15 protein-coding genes are annotated in these 17,261 nt (G+C 55.0%); 7 read left to right on the top strand and 8 right to left on the bottom strand.

Annotated features, from left to right (window positions below; all coding sequences use genetic code 11):
• Positions 1-221 precede the first annotated feature (221 nt).
• Together AC2FEB_RS08735 and ychF are read right to left on the bottom strand one after the other, a co-directional pair.
• Positions 222-2,126, bottom strand: a complete 1,905-nt coding sequence (locus AC2FEB_RS08735) for an autotransporter family protein (RefSeq protein WP_496884000.1) — start codon at positions 2,124-2,126, stop codon at positions 222-224.
• Between the two features lie 642 nt (positions 2,127-2,768).
• Complete coding sequence (gene ychF / locus AC2FEB_RS08730) at positions 2,769-3,866, bottom strand: redox-regulated ATPase YchF (protein ID WP_117872830.1); 1,098 nt, start codon at positions 3,864-3,866, stop codon at positions 2,769-2,771.
• Between the two features lie 202 nt (positions 3,867-4,068).
• Here ychF and AC2FEB_RS08725 point away from each other — a divergent pair, with 202 nt between their 5' ends.
• The 7 genes from AC2FEB_RS08725 (at position 4,069) to AC2FEB_RS08695 (ending at position 10,096) form a co-directional block, all read left to right on the top strand.
• The gene (locus AC2FEB_RS08725; RefSeq protein ID WP_117869772.1) at positions 4,069-4,557 is read left to right on the top strand and encodes an acyloxyacyl hydrolase; all 489 of its coding nucleotides are present in this window, start codon (positions 4,069-4,071) and stop codon (positions 4,555-4,557) included.
• 78 nt (positions 4,558-4,635) lie between these two features.
• Entirely contained in the window at positions 4,636-5,427 is a 792-nt protein-coding gene (trpA, locus tag AC2FEB_RS08720) for a tryptophan synthase subunit alpha (RefSeq protein WP_496676542.1), read from the top strand.
• Between the two features lie 147 nt (positions 5,428-5,574).
• Complete coding sequence (locus AC2FEB_RS08715; protein WP_496676540.1) at positions 5,575-6,741, top strand: alpha-hydroxy acid oxidase; 1,167 nt, start codon at positions 5,575-5,577, stop codon at positions 6,739-6,741.
• 249 nt (positions 6,742-6,990) lie between these two features.
• Positions 6,991-7,644, top strand: coding sequence for a 50S ribosomal protein L25/general stress protein Ctc (locus AC2FEB_RS08710; RefSeq protein ID WP_117869775.1), 654 nt, complete (start codon positions 6,991-6,993; stop codon positions 7,642-7,644).
• Between the two features lie 140 nt (positions 7,645-7,784).
• The gene (pth, locus tag AC2FEB_RS08705; RefSeq protein ID WP_496676537.1) at positions 7,785-8,465 is read left to right on the top strand and encodes an aminoacyl-tRNA hydrolase; all 681 of its coding nucleotides are present in this window, start codon (positions 7,785-7,787) and stop codon (positions 8,463-8,465) included.
• A gap of 83 nt (positions 8,466-8,548) precedes the next feature.
• Positions 8,549-9,712: a serine hydrolase domain-containing protein gene (locus AC2FEB_RS08700; RefSeq protein ID WP_496676534.1), complete on the top strand. Its 1,164-nt coding sequence runs from the start codon at positions 8,549-8,551 to the stop codon at positions 9,710-9,712.
• Positions 9,713-9,721: 9 nt separating this feature from the next.
• Entirely contained in the window at positions 9,722-10,096 is a 375-nt protein-coding gene (locus AC2FEB_RS08695) for a DUF2237 family protein (RefSeq protein WP_496676532.1), read from the top strand.
• Between the two features lie 52 nt (positions 10,097-10,148).
• Here AC2FEB_RS08695 and AC2FEB_RS08690 read toward each other — a convergent pair whose 3' ends face one another.
• The 6 genes from AC2FEB_RS08690 to rpsA all read right to left on the bottom strand — a co-directional run bounded on the left by AC2FEB_RS08690 (position 10,149) and on the right by rpsA (position 17,193).
• Positions 10,149-11,801, bottom strand: coding sequence for an Ig-like domain-containing protein (locus AC2FEB_RS08690; RefSeq protein ID WP_496676529.1), 1,653 nt, complete (start codon positions 11,799-11,801; stop codon positions 10,149-10,151).
• 667 nt (positions 11,802-12,468) lie between these two features.
• Positions 12,469-13,716 (bottom strand): tryptophan synthase subunit beta, encoded by a 1,248-nt coding sequence (gene trpB, locus AC2FEB_RS08685; protein ID WP_496676528.1) that lies wholly within the window; start codon positions 13,714-13,716, stop codon positions 12,469-12,471.
• Positions 13,717-13,950: 234 nt separating this feature from the next.
• Entirely contained in the window at positions 13,951-14,592 is a 642-nt protein-coding gene (locus AC2FEB_RS08680; RefSeq protein ID WP_496676525.1) for a phosphoribosylanthranilate isomerase, read from the bottom strand.
• A gap of 11 nt (positions 14,593-14,603) precedes the next feature.
• Complete coding sequence (locus AC2FEB_RS08675) at positions 14,604-14,954, bottom strand: lipopolysaccharide assembly protein LapA domain-containing protein (RefSeq protein ID WP_162896806.1); 351 nt, start codon at positions 14,952-14,954, stop codon at positions 14,604-14,606.
• A 7-nt stretch (positions 14,955-14,961) separates the two neighbouring features.
• Positions 14,962-15,246: an integration host factor subunit beta gene (gene ihfB / locus AC2FEB_RS08670; protein ID WP_050603110.1), complete on the bottom strand. Its 285-nt coding sequence runs from the start codon at positions 15,244-15,246 to the stop codon at positions 14,962-14,964.
• Between the two features lie 270 nt (positions 15,247-15,516).
• Positions 15,517-17,193 (bottom strand): 30S ribosomal protein S1, encoded by a 1,677-nt coding sequence (gene rpsA / locus AC2FEB_RS08665; protein ID WP_117869783.1) that lies wholly within the window; start codon positions 17,191-17,193, stop codon positions 15,517-15,519.
• Positions 17,194-17,261: the final 68 nt, after the last annotated feature.

Raw genomic sequence — 17,261 nt, 5'->3', positions numbered from 1 at the left:
CACATTAAGGGGAATTAGACAGGAGAGGAAAGAATGGCTAACTGACACGTCGAAAAACAGCTGCAACCTCATATACAGAATACCAATCCGGGCAGTTCCGGGACCATTCCGGCAGTCGGGTATGCGGGACAAAGCTGACGTCCACAGGGCTCATCGATGATTGCCCCAACAACTGTGGTCAACGTGTATGATGTCAAAAAAGAAACAACTGTGTCACGAAATCAGAATCGAACACTAAGATTTGCCCCCAAACCATGTTCTTGACCATTTGAACGCACCGAATAGCCGTATCCTGCTGTTAGTCTGGCTTGCTCAGATATTTGATACCCTAGCCCCACCCCGAGAACGAAGCCGTTGGCTCCTCGGTTTTGCCCAACCTGCGTAAATGTCCCAAATATCGGGCTTGTAACCGTGACTTCATGCTCACCATCCTTGTTGGCAAAAAAGTCGTACTCGTAGCGAGCAAAGGCAATTGGGGTTAGCACACCATTTTCACTCAAGAAGTCCCGTTGATAGTCGACGCCAATCGAAGCGACCAAAGACTCTGCATCCGCTTTTTCAATTGAATAGTTGAAATCGCCGCCTCCGGTTTCTGTTCCAGAGCCTTGTTGGATGCGCCCGTAGTTTAGTCCGAAAACCGTGGAAACTCTTGCGCCACTGTCCAGGTTAAACAGCTTCCGTGCTTGGATACCGGCGTGAATGCCTTCTTGGTCCAAATCCGACTTTGCCTCGCCTCCCGTAAACCCATCTACAGATGGGTTATTCCGCTTGGCGTCAGTTTCACCGAACATGTAACCGATCAGCCCGGAGAACTCCCATGTTCCGGTCGTAGTACGCCCGTAGACGCCCGCGTGATAGCTGTCGGTCGAAAAGTCCTGATCGACTTGATCGTGCTCATCCATGGAGGACGTCCCGAATCCTGCGTACACGCCAACGACCCCTCTTTCCGAACTGAAGACATCCGCACCGACCAAAATGGTGCCGAGCGAATAGCCGAATGTCCCCAGACCGTTACTTCCATCAACGTCCCCGCTCACATAGGCCGTGTCGATCCACCAGCGCCGATCAGAGCAGTCTATCGCACCGCTGGGGCTCTGGGCCGCGCCGATTTCGCCTGCTGCAACGGGTTGATCCTCATTACTGAAGCCGACCGCTTGATACTTGCGGCAGTCAGCGTGGCTCAGCACTGTGTTGGTTATTAGATCCAGTTGCTCGAGCCCGACCGTCAGGTTTGAGGAATAGGGTTCCGCATGCACGCGGTTAAATCCAGCCAAACCTGAATTGGTAAGCGTGTTAACGGCATTGCCCAAGGTTGAGCCATTAGTCAGATTGGTTCCGGGTGCTGTGTTTGTGGTGTTGGCCACCGCACCAGCAAGGTTGCTTGCATTGGGTGATCCGACAACTGCTGGATTCTGCGGCAAACTCGAGACGGGAAGAGTCGCAAAGGCAATATCAATTCTACCGTCTGTGGTAGGGGTATTTGCAATACTCAAACTGGACAATGCCGGCAGGGTTCCCCCGGCAACTAATGTCGGTGAGTCTCCATCAAAACTTGAAGCTTGAAAAACCGTGTAATTGTTGCCAGCAGCATAGTCTTGCGCAGTCAGGCCGGGCCGAGCAGCTTCGACTTGTATGGTAGCTTTGTTGATACCAGTGACTGCGTCTGTTGACGAAACCAGATCCGCGTTTTGTGTCGCTGTGGGGTCGACTTCCGACAAAATCGTCGACCCTGCATCGAAGGAAATTGCACTATTAATATTCAACGTGCCAATCGAGGAGCCCGGTGAAAGAACAGCGCCATTTCTCACGTTGAAATTGAATGCGTTCACGGTGCCGTTGCCGGCCAGAGTACCAAAGTTATCAAAATCGACCGTGGTCAGACTGCTGGATGCATCGAGTCGTAGCGTTGTGCCGCCACCTATCACCATATCGCTAGTGGCCGACATCGAACTGTTGGTCAGAGTAAAATCAGACGCTTGAGCAACTCTTGTCTGAATATTGAGCACACCAAACGCGATTTCCGTTGCGTTTGTTACTGTCAAGTTATCGTAAGTTAACGGCGTGTCTGATTGGAAATAAACCTCGGTTGGGTCAACATCACCCCCATTTGCGGGCGCAAATGTCATGGATCGTCCTGATCCAATCGAAGTCCCTACAATATTGACTCGTAGTCTGCCGTTGATTTGCGTCGTCAAGGCCTCCCGTGAAACAAAGTCGCCGCTCCCAGCCGCGACATCGACGTTCAACAAAGTCAGTACCGATGCTTTGTCTGGATTTTGACTCTGCCCCGGGACATAAAGCTCAATTTCCCCAGAAGGCGTTATGGAAGAATTACCAATCAGAAGCGCCGTGATAGGCCCGTTTGGAATTGGTAGGCAGGTTTTCACAGTAGAAGATATCGTCTGCCCGCTAAGAATAGTCTCTGTTCCAGCAGTGTATTCGTCACGGGGAGCACCAACTTCAACGCAAGATTGCGAACTTTGGGCCCAGGCATCGCCGGGCAGTAGGAAATACGCCAAGGCTCCCAACGTGGAGCTAGAGACAATTACACGCTGAGCGTATCTTACCAAATATTTCGGGTCCTTTGATTGCAATAGCTTTCTCCCTCAACTCCACAAGTGAGGCTACACCCTTTTTTTTTTAAGGCAGAGTACTTTTTTGAGTATTTCGGAAAAGTCGAACGATTGACTGCCTTGGGCTCGCACCGGCCCTTAGCCTCACCAAAGCACTACCCGTAAGGTGCTCAGCCAAGCGGAAGCACTCTGCTGTTACGTATTGAACAAGAAGTGCATTACATCGCCATCCTTGACGATGTAGCTTTTTCCCTCGGCCCGCATTTTGCCCGCCTCTTTGGCCCCTTGCTCGCCGTTGCAGGCAATAAAGTCGTTATAGGCGATGGTCTCGGCGCGGATGAAACCCTTTTCGAAATCACCATGAATGACACCAGCCGCCTGCGGTGCAGCAGTGCCCGTAGGGATGGTCCAGGCGCGGGCTTCTTTCGGGCCGACTGTGAAATAGGTTTCCAGCTTGAGCAGGTCGTAACCGGCACGGATCAGACGGTCGAGGCCGGGCTCTTCCAGACCCATTTCCTCAAGGAACATCTGTGCCTCGTCCGCTTCAAGCAGGCTGATCTCTTCTTCGATCTTGGCGCTGATGATGACATGAGAATTGCCCTGGGCGGCAGCCATTTCGGCGACTTTCGCTGAGTATTCGTTGCCTTCAGCGGCTTCTTCCTCGGACACGTTACAGACATAAAGAACCGGCTTGGTGGTCAGCAGTTGCAACATCTTCCAGGCTTTGGCGTCTTCGTCCGAAACTTCGACCAGACGCGCAGGTTTGCCGTCCTCCAGCATCTCCTGCGCTTCGGCAAGCAGGCGTTCCTGCTGTTGTGCCTCTTTGTCGTTGCCTTTCAGTTTGCGCACCAGGTTGGCGCGGCGCTTTTCGATGCTTTCCAGATCGGCCAGCATCAACTCGGTTTCAATGGTCTCGGCGTCGGCCACCGGATCGATGCGGCCTTCTACATGGGTCACGTCGCCATCTTCGAAACAGCGCAAGACATGGGCAATGGCATCGACCTCGCGAATATTTGCCAGAAACTGGTTGCCCAGCCCCTCGCCTTTCGAGGCCCCCTTCACCAGACCGGCGATATCCACGAATGTCATCCGCGTCGGGATGATCTGTTTTGACGTGGCGATTGCTGCCAATTTGTCCAGCCTGTCATCTGGCACGGCCACATCGCCGACGTTGGGCTCGATGGTGCAGAATGGGAAGTTCGCGGCTTGCGCGGCAGCGGTTTTGGTCAACGCATTGAACAGGGTCGACTTGCCCACGTTCGGCAGACCCACGATTCCCATTTTAAAGCCCATATCGGCCTCCTGCATAGAATACGAACGCAGCTTCTATGCAGGTCCGCATCAATGCGCAAGCAAATGCTGGAGGTGCATTTTGCTGAGTCCCTTTCGCAACATCACAAAAACGTTCCCAAAACGTGTTCTTGTGGGAACTGAAAAAAATGCCCTACGATAACCACTTAGCATTGCACGATCGAATTTTTACTGGCGGGAAACTATGAGAACGCTTTTTCTTACAGCTGTTTTGGCTTCTACAGCCTCCGTATCAGCCCATGCTCAAACTATTGTTTTTGGCGCGGGGTATGCTGATTTTTCCGAAGACGTGTCCGAAGATCAGGCACTGATCTCACTTGAATATCAACACAGGCCCTTTCACCAAGCCAAGCGGTTCAGCGCGGGCTGGGGGGCGGCTTTGTCCATAGATGAAGACGGCGATACCCACATCGGTGCAGGTTTGATCGGGCTGTATTCGTTTAGTGATCGATGGTTCGTCGAAGGCAGTGTCATGCCCGGATACTACAATGCTGGCAATGACCTGAATGACTTGGGTGGCGATTTTCAAATCCGTAGCCTTTTTGGTCTGGGATACAACCTGAACAATGGTAACAGCGTGTCCGTTGCTATCACACACAAGTCCAATGCCAGTACAAACCACGAAAACCCGGGCGTAAATGCATTTCTGGTGCGGTACCATCTGGGCTTCTGACCTGCTCGTGCATCGGTGGGATTGATTTTCCGCCAAAGTTTCTGCACACGGGTCCAAACCCGAGTGCAAGGACATCCGATGACCCGTATCGACGCTAAGTTTGCCGCCCTGAAAGCCGAAGGAAAGAAGGCTTTTGTTGCCTATGTCATGGCAGGGGACCCTGACTATGACACCTCGCTCGACGTGGTCAAAGGCTTGCCCGGCGCAGGCGTGGACGTCATCGAACTGGGTTTGCCCTTTACAGATCCGATGGCGGATGGCCCTACGATTCAGGCGGCGGGCCAACGCGCGCTGGATGGCGGGATGACGTTGCAACGTACATTGGATTTGGCGCGCGCCTTCAGGGAAACAAACGACACTACGCCAATTGTCCTGATGGGGTATTACAACCCGATTTACAGCCGGGGCGTTGACGTATTTCTGGCAGATGCAAAAGAAGCCGGCATTGACGGGCTGATCATCGTGGATCTGCCACCCGAGGAAGACGAAGAGCTTTGCCTGCCTGCTCAGGCAGCGGGTCTGAACTTCATTCGTCTTGCGACACCTACCACGGACGACCAGCGCCTGCCGCGGGTTCTGCAGAGCACCTCGGGCTTCGTATATTACGTCTCGATCACTGGCATCACCGGCGCGGCCGAGGCGCAGGCAACGGATGTGGCGCCCGAGGTTGCCCGCATCAAGGCCGCGACCGAGCTGCCGGTGATTGTGGGCTTTGGCATCAACACGCCCGAGAAGTCCCGCAATATCGCGTCAGTGGCAGATGGTGCCGTAGTCGGATCAGCGATCGTCAGCCAGATCGGTGCAGGCAAGCCGGTCGACGAAGTGCTGGATTTTGTAAAGTCCCTGTCGGATGGCGCCCATAGCGCCTGATCCGGCGGATAAATCAATACGATAAAAAGCCTGCCGCAGAGTGCTCTGCGGCAGGCTTTTTTGACCGCCCGACACCAGGCCAGATCATTGCAGCCTTTGACTTGCATTGGTAAGGAAAACTAACCAGTAAGTTCGGAGGTCTGAGACATGCCTGTGATAACCAACATTGAAGACCTCAGGCGCATCTATGAGCGTCGCGTACCGCGGATGTTCTACGATTACGCTGAAAGCGGCAGCTGGACGGAACAGACATTCCGCGAAAACAGTTCCGACTTTGAAAAGATTCGCCTGCGCCAGCGCGTTGCCGTTGATATGTCTGGACGTTCAACTGCCTCAGAAATGATTGGACAGCAGGTCTCGATGCCGGTTGCGCTGGCTCCGGTTGGGTTAACGGGGATGCAGCATGCGGACGGAGAGATGAAAGCCGCAAAAGCTGCCGAAGATTTTGGAGTTCCCTTCACCCTTTCAACCATGTCGATCAACTCGATCGAAGACGTGGCCGAGCACACCGAAAAACCATTCTGGTTTCAGCTCTACACGATGAAGGATGCTGACTATGTCAGCCGTCTGATCCAGCGGGCCAAGGACGCCGGGTGTTCGGCGCTGGTGATCACGTTGGATCTGCAGATTCTGGGCCAACGGCACAAAGACCTGAAGAACGGTCTGTCCGCACCACCCAAGCTGACCGCAAAGACCATCGCAAACCTGATGACCAAATGGGCATGGGGCATTGAAATGCTGGGGGCCAAGCGGCGCGAGTTCGGTAATATAGTGGGACATGTGCAAGGCATCTCGGACGCGTCTTCACTGGGGGCCTGGACCGCTGAACAGTTCGACCCCACCCTCGACTGGAGCAAGGTCGAAAAGCTGATGGAACAGTGGGGCGGAAAAGTGATCCTGAAAGGTATCCTTGACGCGGAAGATGCCAAAATGGCGGCCAAGCTGGGGGCCGATGCCATTGTCGTGTCGAACCATGGCGGACGTCAGTTGGACGGCGCGCTTAGTTCGATCCGGGTATTGCCCGAGATCATGGACGCTGTTGGCAATGAAATCGAAGTGCATCTGGACAGTGGTATCCGCTCAGGTCAGGACGTGCTCAAAGTGTTGGCGCTGGGGGCCAAGGGGACGTATATCGGCCGCGCATTTGTTTATGGCCTGGGCGCCATGGGCCAGAAAGGCGTTACCACCGCGCTGGAGGTGATCCAGAAGGAACTCGACACAACAATGGCGCTGTGCGGTGAAAAAACCGTCGACGCGCTGGGGTCGCATAACCTTCTGGTACCAGAGGGTTTTGGCGGTCGTTGGCAAGGCTGATTCCGCGGGAGTTTTGGGGCTCTGCCCCCGCCGCCCGTTCCGGGCGCCTCCTCCAGGATATTTGGAGCCAGATGAAGCAGCGGACCCATCACTCATCTTGCGAGAAGTACCCCGGAGCGCGAGGTTGAGCTCCGCAAAATGACAAGGTATGAATTACCCCTTTCCAAACGTGGTGAATCGAGATAAGGACGCGGCTTCACGCGGGTATACAGCCTTGGAGGATACCCGCCCTAACATTGGAGAATTATCATGGCTGGAGAGATTCCTGATCTCGTAGCTCTGGAACGGACGGGGACAGGCAAGGGCGCCGCTCGTAAAACACGCCGCGAAGGCATGGTTCCGGGTGTTGTATTTGGCGGCGACAAAGATCCGCTGGCAATTCAGATCCCGTTCAACGAACTGTTCAAGCGCCTGAAAGCCGGTCGCTTCAAATCAACCCTGTGGAACCTGAAGGTCGAAGGCCATGAAGACGTTCGTGTCATCTGCCGCGATGTTCAGCGTGATATCGTCAAAGACCTGCCGACCCACCTGGACCTGATGCGCCTGCGCCGGACCACGAAGATCGCGCTGTACATTCCAGTTGAATTCATCAACGAAGATGAAGCCCCCGGCATCAAGAAGGGCGGCGTTCTGACCGTTGTCCGTCCGGAAGTCGAGCTGTTGTGCACCGCGGGTGAGATTCCTGAGAAGATCACCGTTGATGTAGCCGGAATGAACATCAACGACGTCGTCACCATTTCATCGGTTGTCCTGCCCGAAGGCACCAAGCCGACCATCGACCGTGACTTCGTGATTGCAAACGTCTCGGCTCCGACAGGTCTGGCAACAAGCGACGACGACGAAGATGAAGAGGCTGAAGTTGCAGTCGATGAAGTCGAAGTCGTCGGCAAAGAAGAAGAATAAATCCGGATTAATCGCCTGGATTTTGAAACGGGGTTCTGACGAGCCCCGTTTTTTATGGTCAAGACGCTCGGCGCTGGCTGGATTTCCCTGGCAATTCCGGGCATCACATAGCCTCAAGGCTACAGAGGCGGAGTATGGTCATGAAACTCTTTGTCGGATTGGGAAACCCTGGGCAGAAATACGCCCGGAACCGGCACAACATCGGGTTTATGGCTGTGGACCGGATTGCAGAGGACCATGGGTTTGGTCCATGGAAATCCAAGTTTCAGGGTGAGATCTCGGAAGGGCGCGTGGGCTCTGAAAAAATCTTGTTGCTGAAACCGCAAACCTTCATGAACCGGTCCGGTCAATCCGTGGGTGAAGCGATGCGTTTCTACAAGCTCGACTCCACTGATGTTGTTGTGTTTCACGACGAGTTGGACCTCGCCCCGGGCAAAGTGCGCGTCAAGGCGGGCGGTGGACACGCGGGACACAATGGATTGCGCTCGATCCACGACCATATTGGCGCTGCCTATGATCGTGTACGACTTGGCATCGGACATCCGGGCCGCAAAGAAATGGTCTCGGCTTATGTCCTGAGCGACTTTGCGAAATCGGAGGCTGACTGGCTGGATGACGTCCTTCGGGGAGTTTCGGACGGAGCGTCCCATCTGGCGCGGGATGATGGTGGAAAATTCATGAACGCGGTTGCCCTGCGCACTGCGCCACCTCGGTCGTCCAAGACGACCGGGCCGAAAGCCGAAACCGCGCCTAAGGCACCTCCTGATCCACCGGTCGACGAACGGTCCGCCATGCAAAAGCTGTTGGACAAGTTCAAATAGCTCGGTGCCCTGTTTCCGTTACGTCGGCGTTGCGAAAACGGGACGCCCGCGTTCAAATACCTGTAAACAATGGAGGCTTTACGATGCGATCCATACTGAAATGGGTTCTGCGCATTGTGCTGGCGTTGGCTCTGGCCGCCGCTGCAATTGGGTTTTGGAAACGCGAAGAGTTACAGCGCCTGATGGCGGTGAACTCTCTGTTTTCCGAGGACACGATCGTTCACAACTTTTCGCACATGGATGAAGCATTTCTGACCGTGGATCTGCCGCGTGGAAACGCCCCAACATGGGAGCTGCCCTACGGCGAAGGTTTCGATCTTCCTGAAGGCACTGACAATTGGATCAATGAACGCTCTGTCACGTCTTTGCTGGTCATGCAGGACGGCAAGATCCGGTTCGAGGAATACTATCTGGGCACCGGTCCCGATGACCGCCGGATTTCCTGGTCAGTGGCAAAAAGCTATCTGTCGGCGCTTTTCGGCATTCTCCTGCAAGAGGGCGTAATCGATTCATTGGATGATCCCGTCGTCAATTACGCCCCCAAACTTGCAGACAGCGCATATAACACGGCGACAATACGGAACGTTCTGAATATGGCCAGCGGCGTCACGTTCGACGAGGATTATCTGGACCCGAAGTCTGACATCAACAGGATGGGCCGTGTGATTGCCCTAGGCGGTGAATTGGACGATTTCGCGGCCTCATTGCAGGACAGTTTCGCCCCCCCCGGTGAAACCTGGCAATACGTTTCCATAGACACCCATGTATTGGGCATGGTGATACGCGGGGCGACCGGTCGCAGTGTTGCGGATCTTTTGACAGAAAGAATTCTTCAGCCCCTGGGCCTTGAGCGCGACGGATACTATGTCACCGACGGCGCCGGGGTCGCTTTTGTTCTGGGTGGTTTAAACTTCACGACACGAGACTTTGCACGGTTCGGGCAAATGATCCTGCAAGATGGGGAATTGAACGGCCGGCAAGTGGTGCCCGCCGACTGGATATTCGAGGCAACTCAACCCAGCGCACCGACCGCTCAGGGGAAGATTGGGTATGGGTATCAGTGGTGGATTCCACGCGGCGCGCATGAGGGAGAGTTTCTGGCCCGGGGCGTGTATGGGCAATACATCTATTTCAACCAACCTCGCGGCGTTCTGATTGTGTCTACTGGCGCTGATCGGCATTTCCGCGACACTGGCGTAAATGACCAGAATATTGAAATGTTCCGCAAGATCGCAGAAAGCCTGTAAGGTGCCTTCATGCAAAAGCAAGACAGTATCAATGTACTTGGCGGCGTTCTGACGCCCTGCTCACGCGATCCTCTGACCGGGTTCTTTCGGGATGGTGCGTGCAATACCTGCCCCGAGGATCAGGGCAGCCATACCGTTTGTGCGGTGATGACGGCCGAGTTTCTGGCATTCTCGAAATACGTCGGCAATGATCTGAGCACGGCTCGGCCCGAATTCGATTTCCCGGGCCTCAAGCCCGGTGACAGCTGGTGTCTGTGTGCCAGCCGGTTCCTACAGGCCCATGACGAAGGATGTGCCCCAAAGGTTCACCTGGAAGCAACACACCAAAAAGCGCTTGAGATTGTGCCATTTGATATCTTGCTTCAGAACAAGGCGAATGCCTGACGGCCATTGCGCCCGGGCGAAACCTGATCCGCGATCCAGTCTCGCCCCCGGTTCAGAATGCCATTTGCCAGATCAGGCTGATGCTGTAGTTTTCAAAACCGCTTTCACCGATACCATCATAGAACACGTTTGCTGCAAGCAAGCTGTTGTTTTCCAGCCGATAGTCCAGGCCCAGATCCGCGCGGGCACGGGCGGTGTCGCCAATCGGCGTCACGCCGGGAGCGGTGCCAGTTCCAGAAGTCGTGCTCCAAATCCCTGACAGTCCACCCGTCAGCATCATCTCTCCACGTGACACTTGCAGCGGGTGGCTGAAATCCATACCCAGCCGTGCCGTCGTCAAACTGAAATCCTGCTGTGGAATCAGATTGCCCAGACTATCGGTATAAGCTTTCTGATCGTCACTGGCATAGCTCACGTCCAGCAATGGCATCAATGTCAGGGCGCCACGCTTTATCTCACCGGTCACGCGCGACTGGATCAGCCAGCGATCACTGTCGAAACTGTCCTCGTAGGTCCCAAACGGAGAGATGTTGTTGTCGGCTTGTCCATAAAGAACACGCCCCTCGAAAAAAACCGCATGATTGGGCATTTTTGCCACCACATAGGGACCAACCAGCCAGCCCGTGCCATCCACGCTGGCCGGGCCGTTTTCCGTTTCGGCATAGTCGAACTGAAGCATAGCACCGATCAACAGGTTCGAACTGACCTGACGATGAGCCCCGACAACAGCCAGTGCATAGGAGCTATCAAAATCATCCTGCGAGCTCCAGTTGCCGGTCAAACTGAACCAGACAGGACGCGACGGATCACTGGCGAAATTCAGATACCCTGAGCCCTGGGTTACAGAACTGTCCAGAACACCCGACCCGGAACGTTGCAAAAACTGGGTCAGTTTCGGTTGGTTCGTCACAAGGCTGTTGGCCCGGGCGTTCTGAAATGCCTGAATCTGACGTTGAGCATTTGTCACCGCTTGAAGTGTGCTGACCCTGTTTGATTCCAGGTTCAGATTACCGGCCGCATCCGAGAACACCCCTGCAGGAATGAAGAGTTCGATGGTTCCGTTGTTCTGAGGCGTCAAAGTGGCAACAAAGCTGGTGCCGGACCCAGTCATAGAAGCCGTTGCATTCGTGACCGACAGGTCGCCTACGGTGAAGTCGGAACTTGGCTCGCTCAGAGTAATGGTTGCTTGAAAAGTTCCGCTGCCGGTCGGTGTCAAAGCTCCGATCGTTGCGGTTGGCTGCGTGGTATCCACCAGAACACGCGTGTTGACGATTTGGGTATTCGCTACTCCGGACAATGCGATCTCGTAGCGGTAAAGCGGCCCGCCGACGGATTCACGCGCTGTAAACGTAATCCCCAGATATCCATCTGCCGCATAGGTGGAATTCGCGCCATCCTGACTGAGAATGGTCGCACCGATATAGCCCAGGGAAGCCAGGCCGGCAGGCGTGATCGCAGTCAGGTTCTGAATGCCGTTGTTAAAGTAGAAACTGCCGCCAGGAACCTGCCCCGAGCCCCCCAGGGATACAAAGGCAGTGCCTGAAGGCGGGATATTGTTAAAAAAGATGCTTCCCCCGTTCGGTGTCGGAATCGAGGTTATGATGAAGCCGCCCCCAAGGGCCGCGCCCTCTTTCGCGCTTCCGATCATGAGTGCTGAAATCAGAAAACAGAGGCACAACAGCCTCGAAATAGCGAACCTAACCATTTTACCTCCTACAGCACCGCGAGGGTGCTAAACACCAGGGTGCCCGGGGCAAAGATACTATGTCCCGAACAGCGTCATCCATTGTCCCATCTACTGCAGAGACTCCCCTGAACCGGCCGCAACACCGCCAGTTACCAAATAGATAAATCAATTCTGAGACGCTGTATAGAATTGGAAACGATTCAACTTTGGCGTGCGGGTCACATGGAGGTGCACAAACCTTAAAGCACAGGCGGAACAAGTCAGAAAGCATCCTGAAATCCTGTGTTTTCAAGGCGTCTTCTCAGAGAAACCTTTCAACGAGCCAGGACTGTACAAAGCAAAAGCTAAAGGTGCGCAGGGTACTAATTCTCGGCAAAACCGCAACAATCGCAACAATCGAAGATAACGATCGCGACTGGTATTTTTTGGGAAACAAATTCATGCAAGTCGATCCCAATTTCACGGCAGCCGGCGAATCCTCAGGCTTCTGTATCGTTCTTCAATGCGCCTTGGTGACAATCTTTTTAGGTTATTCCGCTGTCGAAGGACTTGTCACAGCTCTGGCCATTCTGCACGACCCACCTTCGGGGCACGGGACCCGTCGCCCAGGAACAATTTCTTTCATGTTCTCTCCAGCTACAGAGCCCGAGAACGAACAACCGGGGCTCATGGCCCCGGTTCCCAATCAATCTGCCGAACGGCCTTCGGTATCGGACATGTCGAAGTTCAGATATTTGGCCACGGTCTGAACGTCCTTGTCTCCGCGACCACACATGTTCATGCAGATCAGATGATCTTTGGGCAATTTCGGTGCGATCTTCATCACATGTGCCAATGCGTGACTTGGCTCCAGCGCCGGGATGATCCCCTCGGTGGCGCAGCAAAGCTGGAACGCCTCGAGCGCTTCCTTGTCTGTGATCGAGACGTAATTCGCGCGGCCTATCTCGTGCAGCCAGGAATGTTCAGGCCCAATGCCCGGATAGTCCAGCCCGGCTGAAATCGAATAACCTTCGAGAATCTGGCCATCGTCATCCTGCAGCAGATAGGTCCGGTTGCCGTGCAGCACGCCCGGCCGACCGCCTGTCAGGGAAGCGCAATGTTCCATTTTCTCGTTCACACCTTTTCCACCCGCTTCGACGCCTATGATGTTGACGTCCTTGTCGTCGAGGAACGGGTAGAACAAACCCATCGCGTTCGAACCGCCGCCGATGGCCGCAATGATCGTGTCGGGCAACCGGCCTTCGGCCTTCATCATCTGCTCTTTCGCTTCCTTGCCTATGATTGACTGGAAATCGCGGACCATTGCCGGATAGGGGTGCGGACCAGCCACAGTGCCGATACAGTAGAACGTGTCACGCACATTAGTCACCCAATCGCGCAATGCGTCGTTCATAGCGTCTTTAAGTGTCCCACGACCCGAGGTCACAGGGATCACCTCAGCCCCCAGAAGACGCATACGGAATACGTTCGGGGCCTGACGCTGTACGTCATGTGCGCCCATGTAGACGATGCATTTCAAGCCAAACTTGGCACACACGGTAGCAGTCGCCACGCCGTGTTGCCCTGCCCCGGTTTCAGCAATGATCCGCGTCTTGCCCATGCGCCGCGCCAGAATGATCTGGCCCAGCACGTTGTTGATCTTGTGTGCCCCGGTGTGGTTCAGCTCGTCACGTTTCAGATAGATCTTCGCCCCACCCAGATGTTCGGTCAGGCGTTCCGCGAAATACAGCGGCGAAGGACGACCCACATAGTTTGCCCACAGGTCATCCATTTCGGCCCAGAAGGTCGGATCATCCTTGGCCTTGTTGTATTCCTCTTCCAGCGACAGGATCAGCGGCATCAGTGTTTCACTGACAAAACGCCCGCCGAAGATGCCGAAACGTCCCTGTTCGTCAGGGCCGGACATGAAGGAATTGAAAAGATCGTTGGCCATGGGTGTCTCCCTCGTCGTATTCGATGTTCATAGGTGGTGGCGAAGGGATTTGCCATGCCAAAACACATTATTCTGCCGCCTGCGTGCTTTGACGCCAAACCTGGATCGCCTGCTCAGAGCTGGCGATGCCGATGCATGGAAATTGGTGAAAACTGTTCACATCGGCCAAGCGGTCCGCTGCCAGCATACTCCATCCCTCCATTTCGAGAGATACGCAACAAGTTGTGTATCAGATCACCCGAGAGCGGTTGCAAAGTCGCGGATCAAGCCCGCATCTTTTACACCCGGCGCGCTTTCAACACCGGACGAGACATCCACCTGACGGGCACCCGTCATCCGGACAGCTTCGGCAACATTCTGGGGTGTCAGGCCACCGGCCAGCATCCAAGGGCGCCGCCAGTACTTCCGCCCGGCCAGCAGCCGCCAGTCAAAAGCCAACCCGTTACCGCCCGGCAATTCCGATTCTCTGGGCGGTTTCGCATCGATCAGCAGTTGATCAGCCACTTCTGAGTAAAGATCGATGGCCGCCAGATCCTCGGCTTCGGCCACACCGATAGCCTTCATCACCGGCAAACCAAACCGCTCGCGCACTTCGGTCACCCGTTCGGGCGATTCCTTGCCGTGCAATTGAAGCATATCAAGCGGTACAGTCGAAACGATCTCGTCCAGCTCTTCGTCAGTGGCATTCACGACCAGAGCCACCTTAGCAACACCAACAGGGACGAGATGCGCCAGTTCTGCTGCCTGCGAAACGTCCAGATTGCGTGGCGATTTCGGGAAGAAAACAAATCCAACATAACCCGCCCCGGCTTCGGCCGCAGCACGCACATGCTCTGGCGCGGTCAGACCGCAGATTTTGAACCGAACGTCAGGCATGGCGTTTAGGCTCAGCTTGCCTCATCCAGAAGGGCAAGAACGTCGTCCTTGCCTTCGTTTTGCTTTTTCTTAAGCTTCTTGACTTCTCGCTCAAGCTTGCGCACTTCGGTTTTCTTCACGGTCGCGTCGCGGCGGTGCTTGTGTTCCCGCAGCCATTCCCACAGGAAGCCTATAACCAATCCTGCTGCCACACCGCCCAAAACCACCAGAAACAGCGGCAGTGACGCACTGAGGTTAAAGCCCAGAAGCTCGGCCAGAGCATCGGGCATCAGTTTCAACTTAACGGGTTGAACATTGGCAAGAGACACTGAGATCAGGACGATCCCGAGGGCTGCCAAAAAAGCATATCGAAGATAACTCATCATAGTGTCAGGCTTTACCGTTCAATCGATCCCTGAGCAACTTGCCAGTTTTGAAAAACGGCACACATTTTTCTTCGACCTGCACCGTTTCACCCGTGCGTGGGTTGCGTCCAACTCGCGCGTCGCGTTTTTTTACGGAAAACGCACCGAATCCCCGCAACTCGACACGGTCACCGCGCGCCATGGCGTCTGTGACTTCCTCGAATACAGTGTTCACGATCCGCTCGACATCACGCTGATAGAGATGTGGGTTTTCGTCAGCGATTTTCTGAATCAATTCTGAACGGATCATGCGTGATACCCTCCCAGGCAGCCGGTGTGACAGGTCTACTGTTTTGACAGTATAGGAAAAAACCCGGAAAGGGGGAACGGATACTCTGCGTATTGAGGCTTTATTTTGCCATATTCTCACGCGAAATTTTGCTTGTCAGGCCAATTTCCACACTTATTGCGCGAACAATCCCCTCATTAACCCCGCGGTTCGGAACACATTGATTCGCAACAAAAACGGCCCCGCACTGTCATGCGAGGCCGAAAACCTTACTCGGGATGCGGCCTTGGCTTAGTCGCCAGACTTCAGCGCTGCACCCAGGATATCACCCAGAGATGCACCCGAGTCGGAGGAACCATACTGTTGCACGGCCTCTTTCTCTTCTGCGATCTCGCGTGCCTTGATCGACAGGCCCAGACGGCGGGTCTTGCTGTCGACATTGGTGACGCGAACGTCGACCTTGTCACCGACCGAGAAACGCTCGGGGCGTTGTTCGGCACGGTCACGCGACAGGTCCGAACGGCGGATGAAGGATTTCATGCCTTCGTATTCCACCTCGATGCCGCCGTCCTCGATTGCGGTCACTTCGACTGTCACGATCGAACCACGCTTCACGCCGCCCACGGCTTCGGCGAACTTGTCACCGCCCAGGGCTTTGATCGAAAGCGAGATACGCTCTTTTTCAACGTCAACTTCCGAGACAACCGCCTGAACGACGTCGCCTTTACGGTAGTTCTGGATGGCATCCTCGCCGCGCTCGTCCCAGGACAGGTCCGACAGGTGAACCATGCCGTCGATGTCGCCTTCGAGGCCAATGAACAGACCGAATTCGGTGATGTTCTTGACTTCGCCTTCGACCTCGGTGCCCTCGGGGTGTGTTTCTGCAAACACTTCCCATGGGTTGCGCTGAGTCTGCTTCAGGCCCAGAGACACGCGACGCTTGGCGCCGTCGATTTCCAGAACCATGACGTCGACTTCCTGGCTGGTCGAAACGATCTTGCCGGGGTGGACGTTTTTCTTGGTCCAGGACATCTCGGATACGTGCACCAGACCTTCGACACCGGCTTCCAGCTCGACGAACGCGCCGTAATCGGTGATGTTGGTGACGCGACCCTGGTGGACCGAGCCCAGCGGGTACTTGGCAGCAACCAGATCCCATGGATCTTCCTGCAACTGCTTCATGCCCAGGCTGATGCGATGGGTCTCTTTGTTGATCTTGATGACCTGAACCTTGATGGTTTCGCCGATCGTCAGGATCTCGGATGGGTGGTTCACACGGCGCCATGCCATGTCGGTGACGTGCAGCAGTCCGTCAACGCCGCCCAGGTCAACGAATGCACCGTATTCGGTGATGTTCTTGACGACACCCTCGACGGTCTGACCTTCGGTCAGGTTGCCAATGACTTCGGCACGCTGTTCAGCACGCGATTCCTCCAGGATAGCACGACGCGAAACAACGATGTTTCCACGACGACGGTCCATTTTCAGAATCTGGAACGGCTGCTTCAGACCCATCAGCGGGCCGGCGTCGCGCACGGGGCGAACGTCAACCTGCGAGCCGGGCAGGAACGCAACTGCACCACCCAGATCGACGGTGAAGCCACCTTTGACGCGACCAAAGATTGCACCTTCGACGCGCTGGTCGTCGGCATATGCTTTTTCCAGACGGTCCCATGCCTCTTCACGGCGGGCCATCTCGCGTGAGATGACGGCTTCGCCACGGGCGTTTTCTGCGGCGCGCAGGTAGACTTCCACCTCGTCACCAACAGCGATTTCAGGGGCTTCGCCAGGATTTGCGAATTCTTTCAGATCAACGCGGCCTTCCATTTTGTAGCCAACGTCGATGATGGCCTGGCCGGCTTCGATCGCCAGTACCTTGCCTTTGACAACAGAACCCTCTTCGGGCGTGTCCATTTCGAAGCTTTCGTTCAGGAGGGCTTCGAATTCCTCCATGGTTGTATCAGCCATCTGGCAGTGTTTTCCTTTACATACGTTTTTACTGGCCGAGCGGTTGTCTCCGCCGGTCTTGATTCATG

Source organism: Ruegeria sp. YTSC106 (assembly GCF_059609765.1).
The sequence above is the reverse complement of the archived record's forward strand: the minus strand, read 5'-3'. Positions and strand labels throughout refer to the sequence as shown.

Bases quoted from the DNA above. Each gene is read 5' to 3' on its own strand.
- AC2FEB_RS08735 (WP_496884000.1), bottom strand. From the start codon at position 2,126: ATGACATTTGCGCCCGCAAATGGGGGTGATGTTGACCCAACCGAGGTT.
- AC2FEB_RS08680 (WP_496676525.1), bottom strand. From the start codon at position 14,592: ATGCCTGACGTTCGGTTCAAAATCTGCGGTCTGACCGCGCCAGAGCAT.
- AC2FEB_RS08710 (WP_117869775.1), top strand. From the start codon at position 6,991: ATGGCTGGAGAGATTCCTGATCTCGTAGCTCTGGAACGGACGGGGACA.
- trpA (WP_496676542.1), top strand. From the start codon at position 4,636: ATGACCCGTATCGACGCTAAGTTTGCCGCCCTGAAAGCCGAAGGAAAG.
- AC2FEB_RS08700 (WP_496676534.1), top strand. From the start codon at position 8,549: ATGCGATCCATACTGAAATGGGTTCTGCGCATTGTGCTGGCGTTGGCT.
- pth (WP_496676537.1), top strand. From the start codon at position 7,785: ATGAAACTCTTTGTCGGATTGGGAAACCCTGGGCAGAAATACGCCCGG.
- AC2FEB_RS08690 (WP_496676529.1), bottom strand. From the start codon at position 11,801: ATGGTTAGGTTCGCTATTTCGAGGCTGTTGTGCCTCTGTTTTCTGATT.
- rpsA (WP_117869783.1), bottom strand. From the start codon at position 17,193: ATGGCTGATACAACCATGGAGGAATTCGAAGCCCTCCTGAACGAAAGC.
- trpB (WP_496676528.1), bottom strand. From the start codon at position 13,716: ATGGCCAACGATCTTTTCAATTCCTTCATGTCCGGCCCTGACGAACAG.
- AC2FEB_RS08675 (WP_162896806.1), bottom strand. From the start codon at position 14,954: ATGAGTTATCTTCGATATGCTTTTTTGGCAGCCCTCGGGATCGTCCTG.
- AC2FEB_RS08695 (WP_496676532.1), top strand. From the start codon at position 9,722: ATGCAAAAGCAAGACAGTATCAATGTACTTGGCGGCGTTCTGACGCCC.
- ihfB (WP_050603110.1), bottom strand. From the start codon at position 15,246: ATGATCCGTTCAGAATTGATTCAGAAAATCGCTGACGAAAACCCACAT.
- ychF (WP_117872830.1), bottom strand. From the start codon at position 3,866: ATGGGCTTTAAAATGGGAATCGTGGGTCTGCCGAACGTGGGCAAGTCG.
- AC2FEB_RS08715 (WP_496676540.1), top strand. From the start codon at position 5,575: ATGCCTGTGATAACCAACATTGAAGACCTCAGGCGCATCTATGAGCGT.
- AC2FEB_RS08725 (WP_117869772.1), top strand. From the start codon at position 4,069: ATGAGAACGCTTTTTCTTACAGCTGTTTTGGCTTCTACAGCCTCCGTA.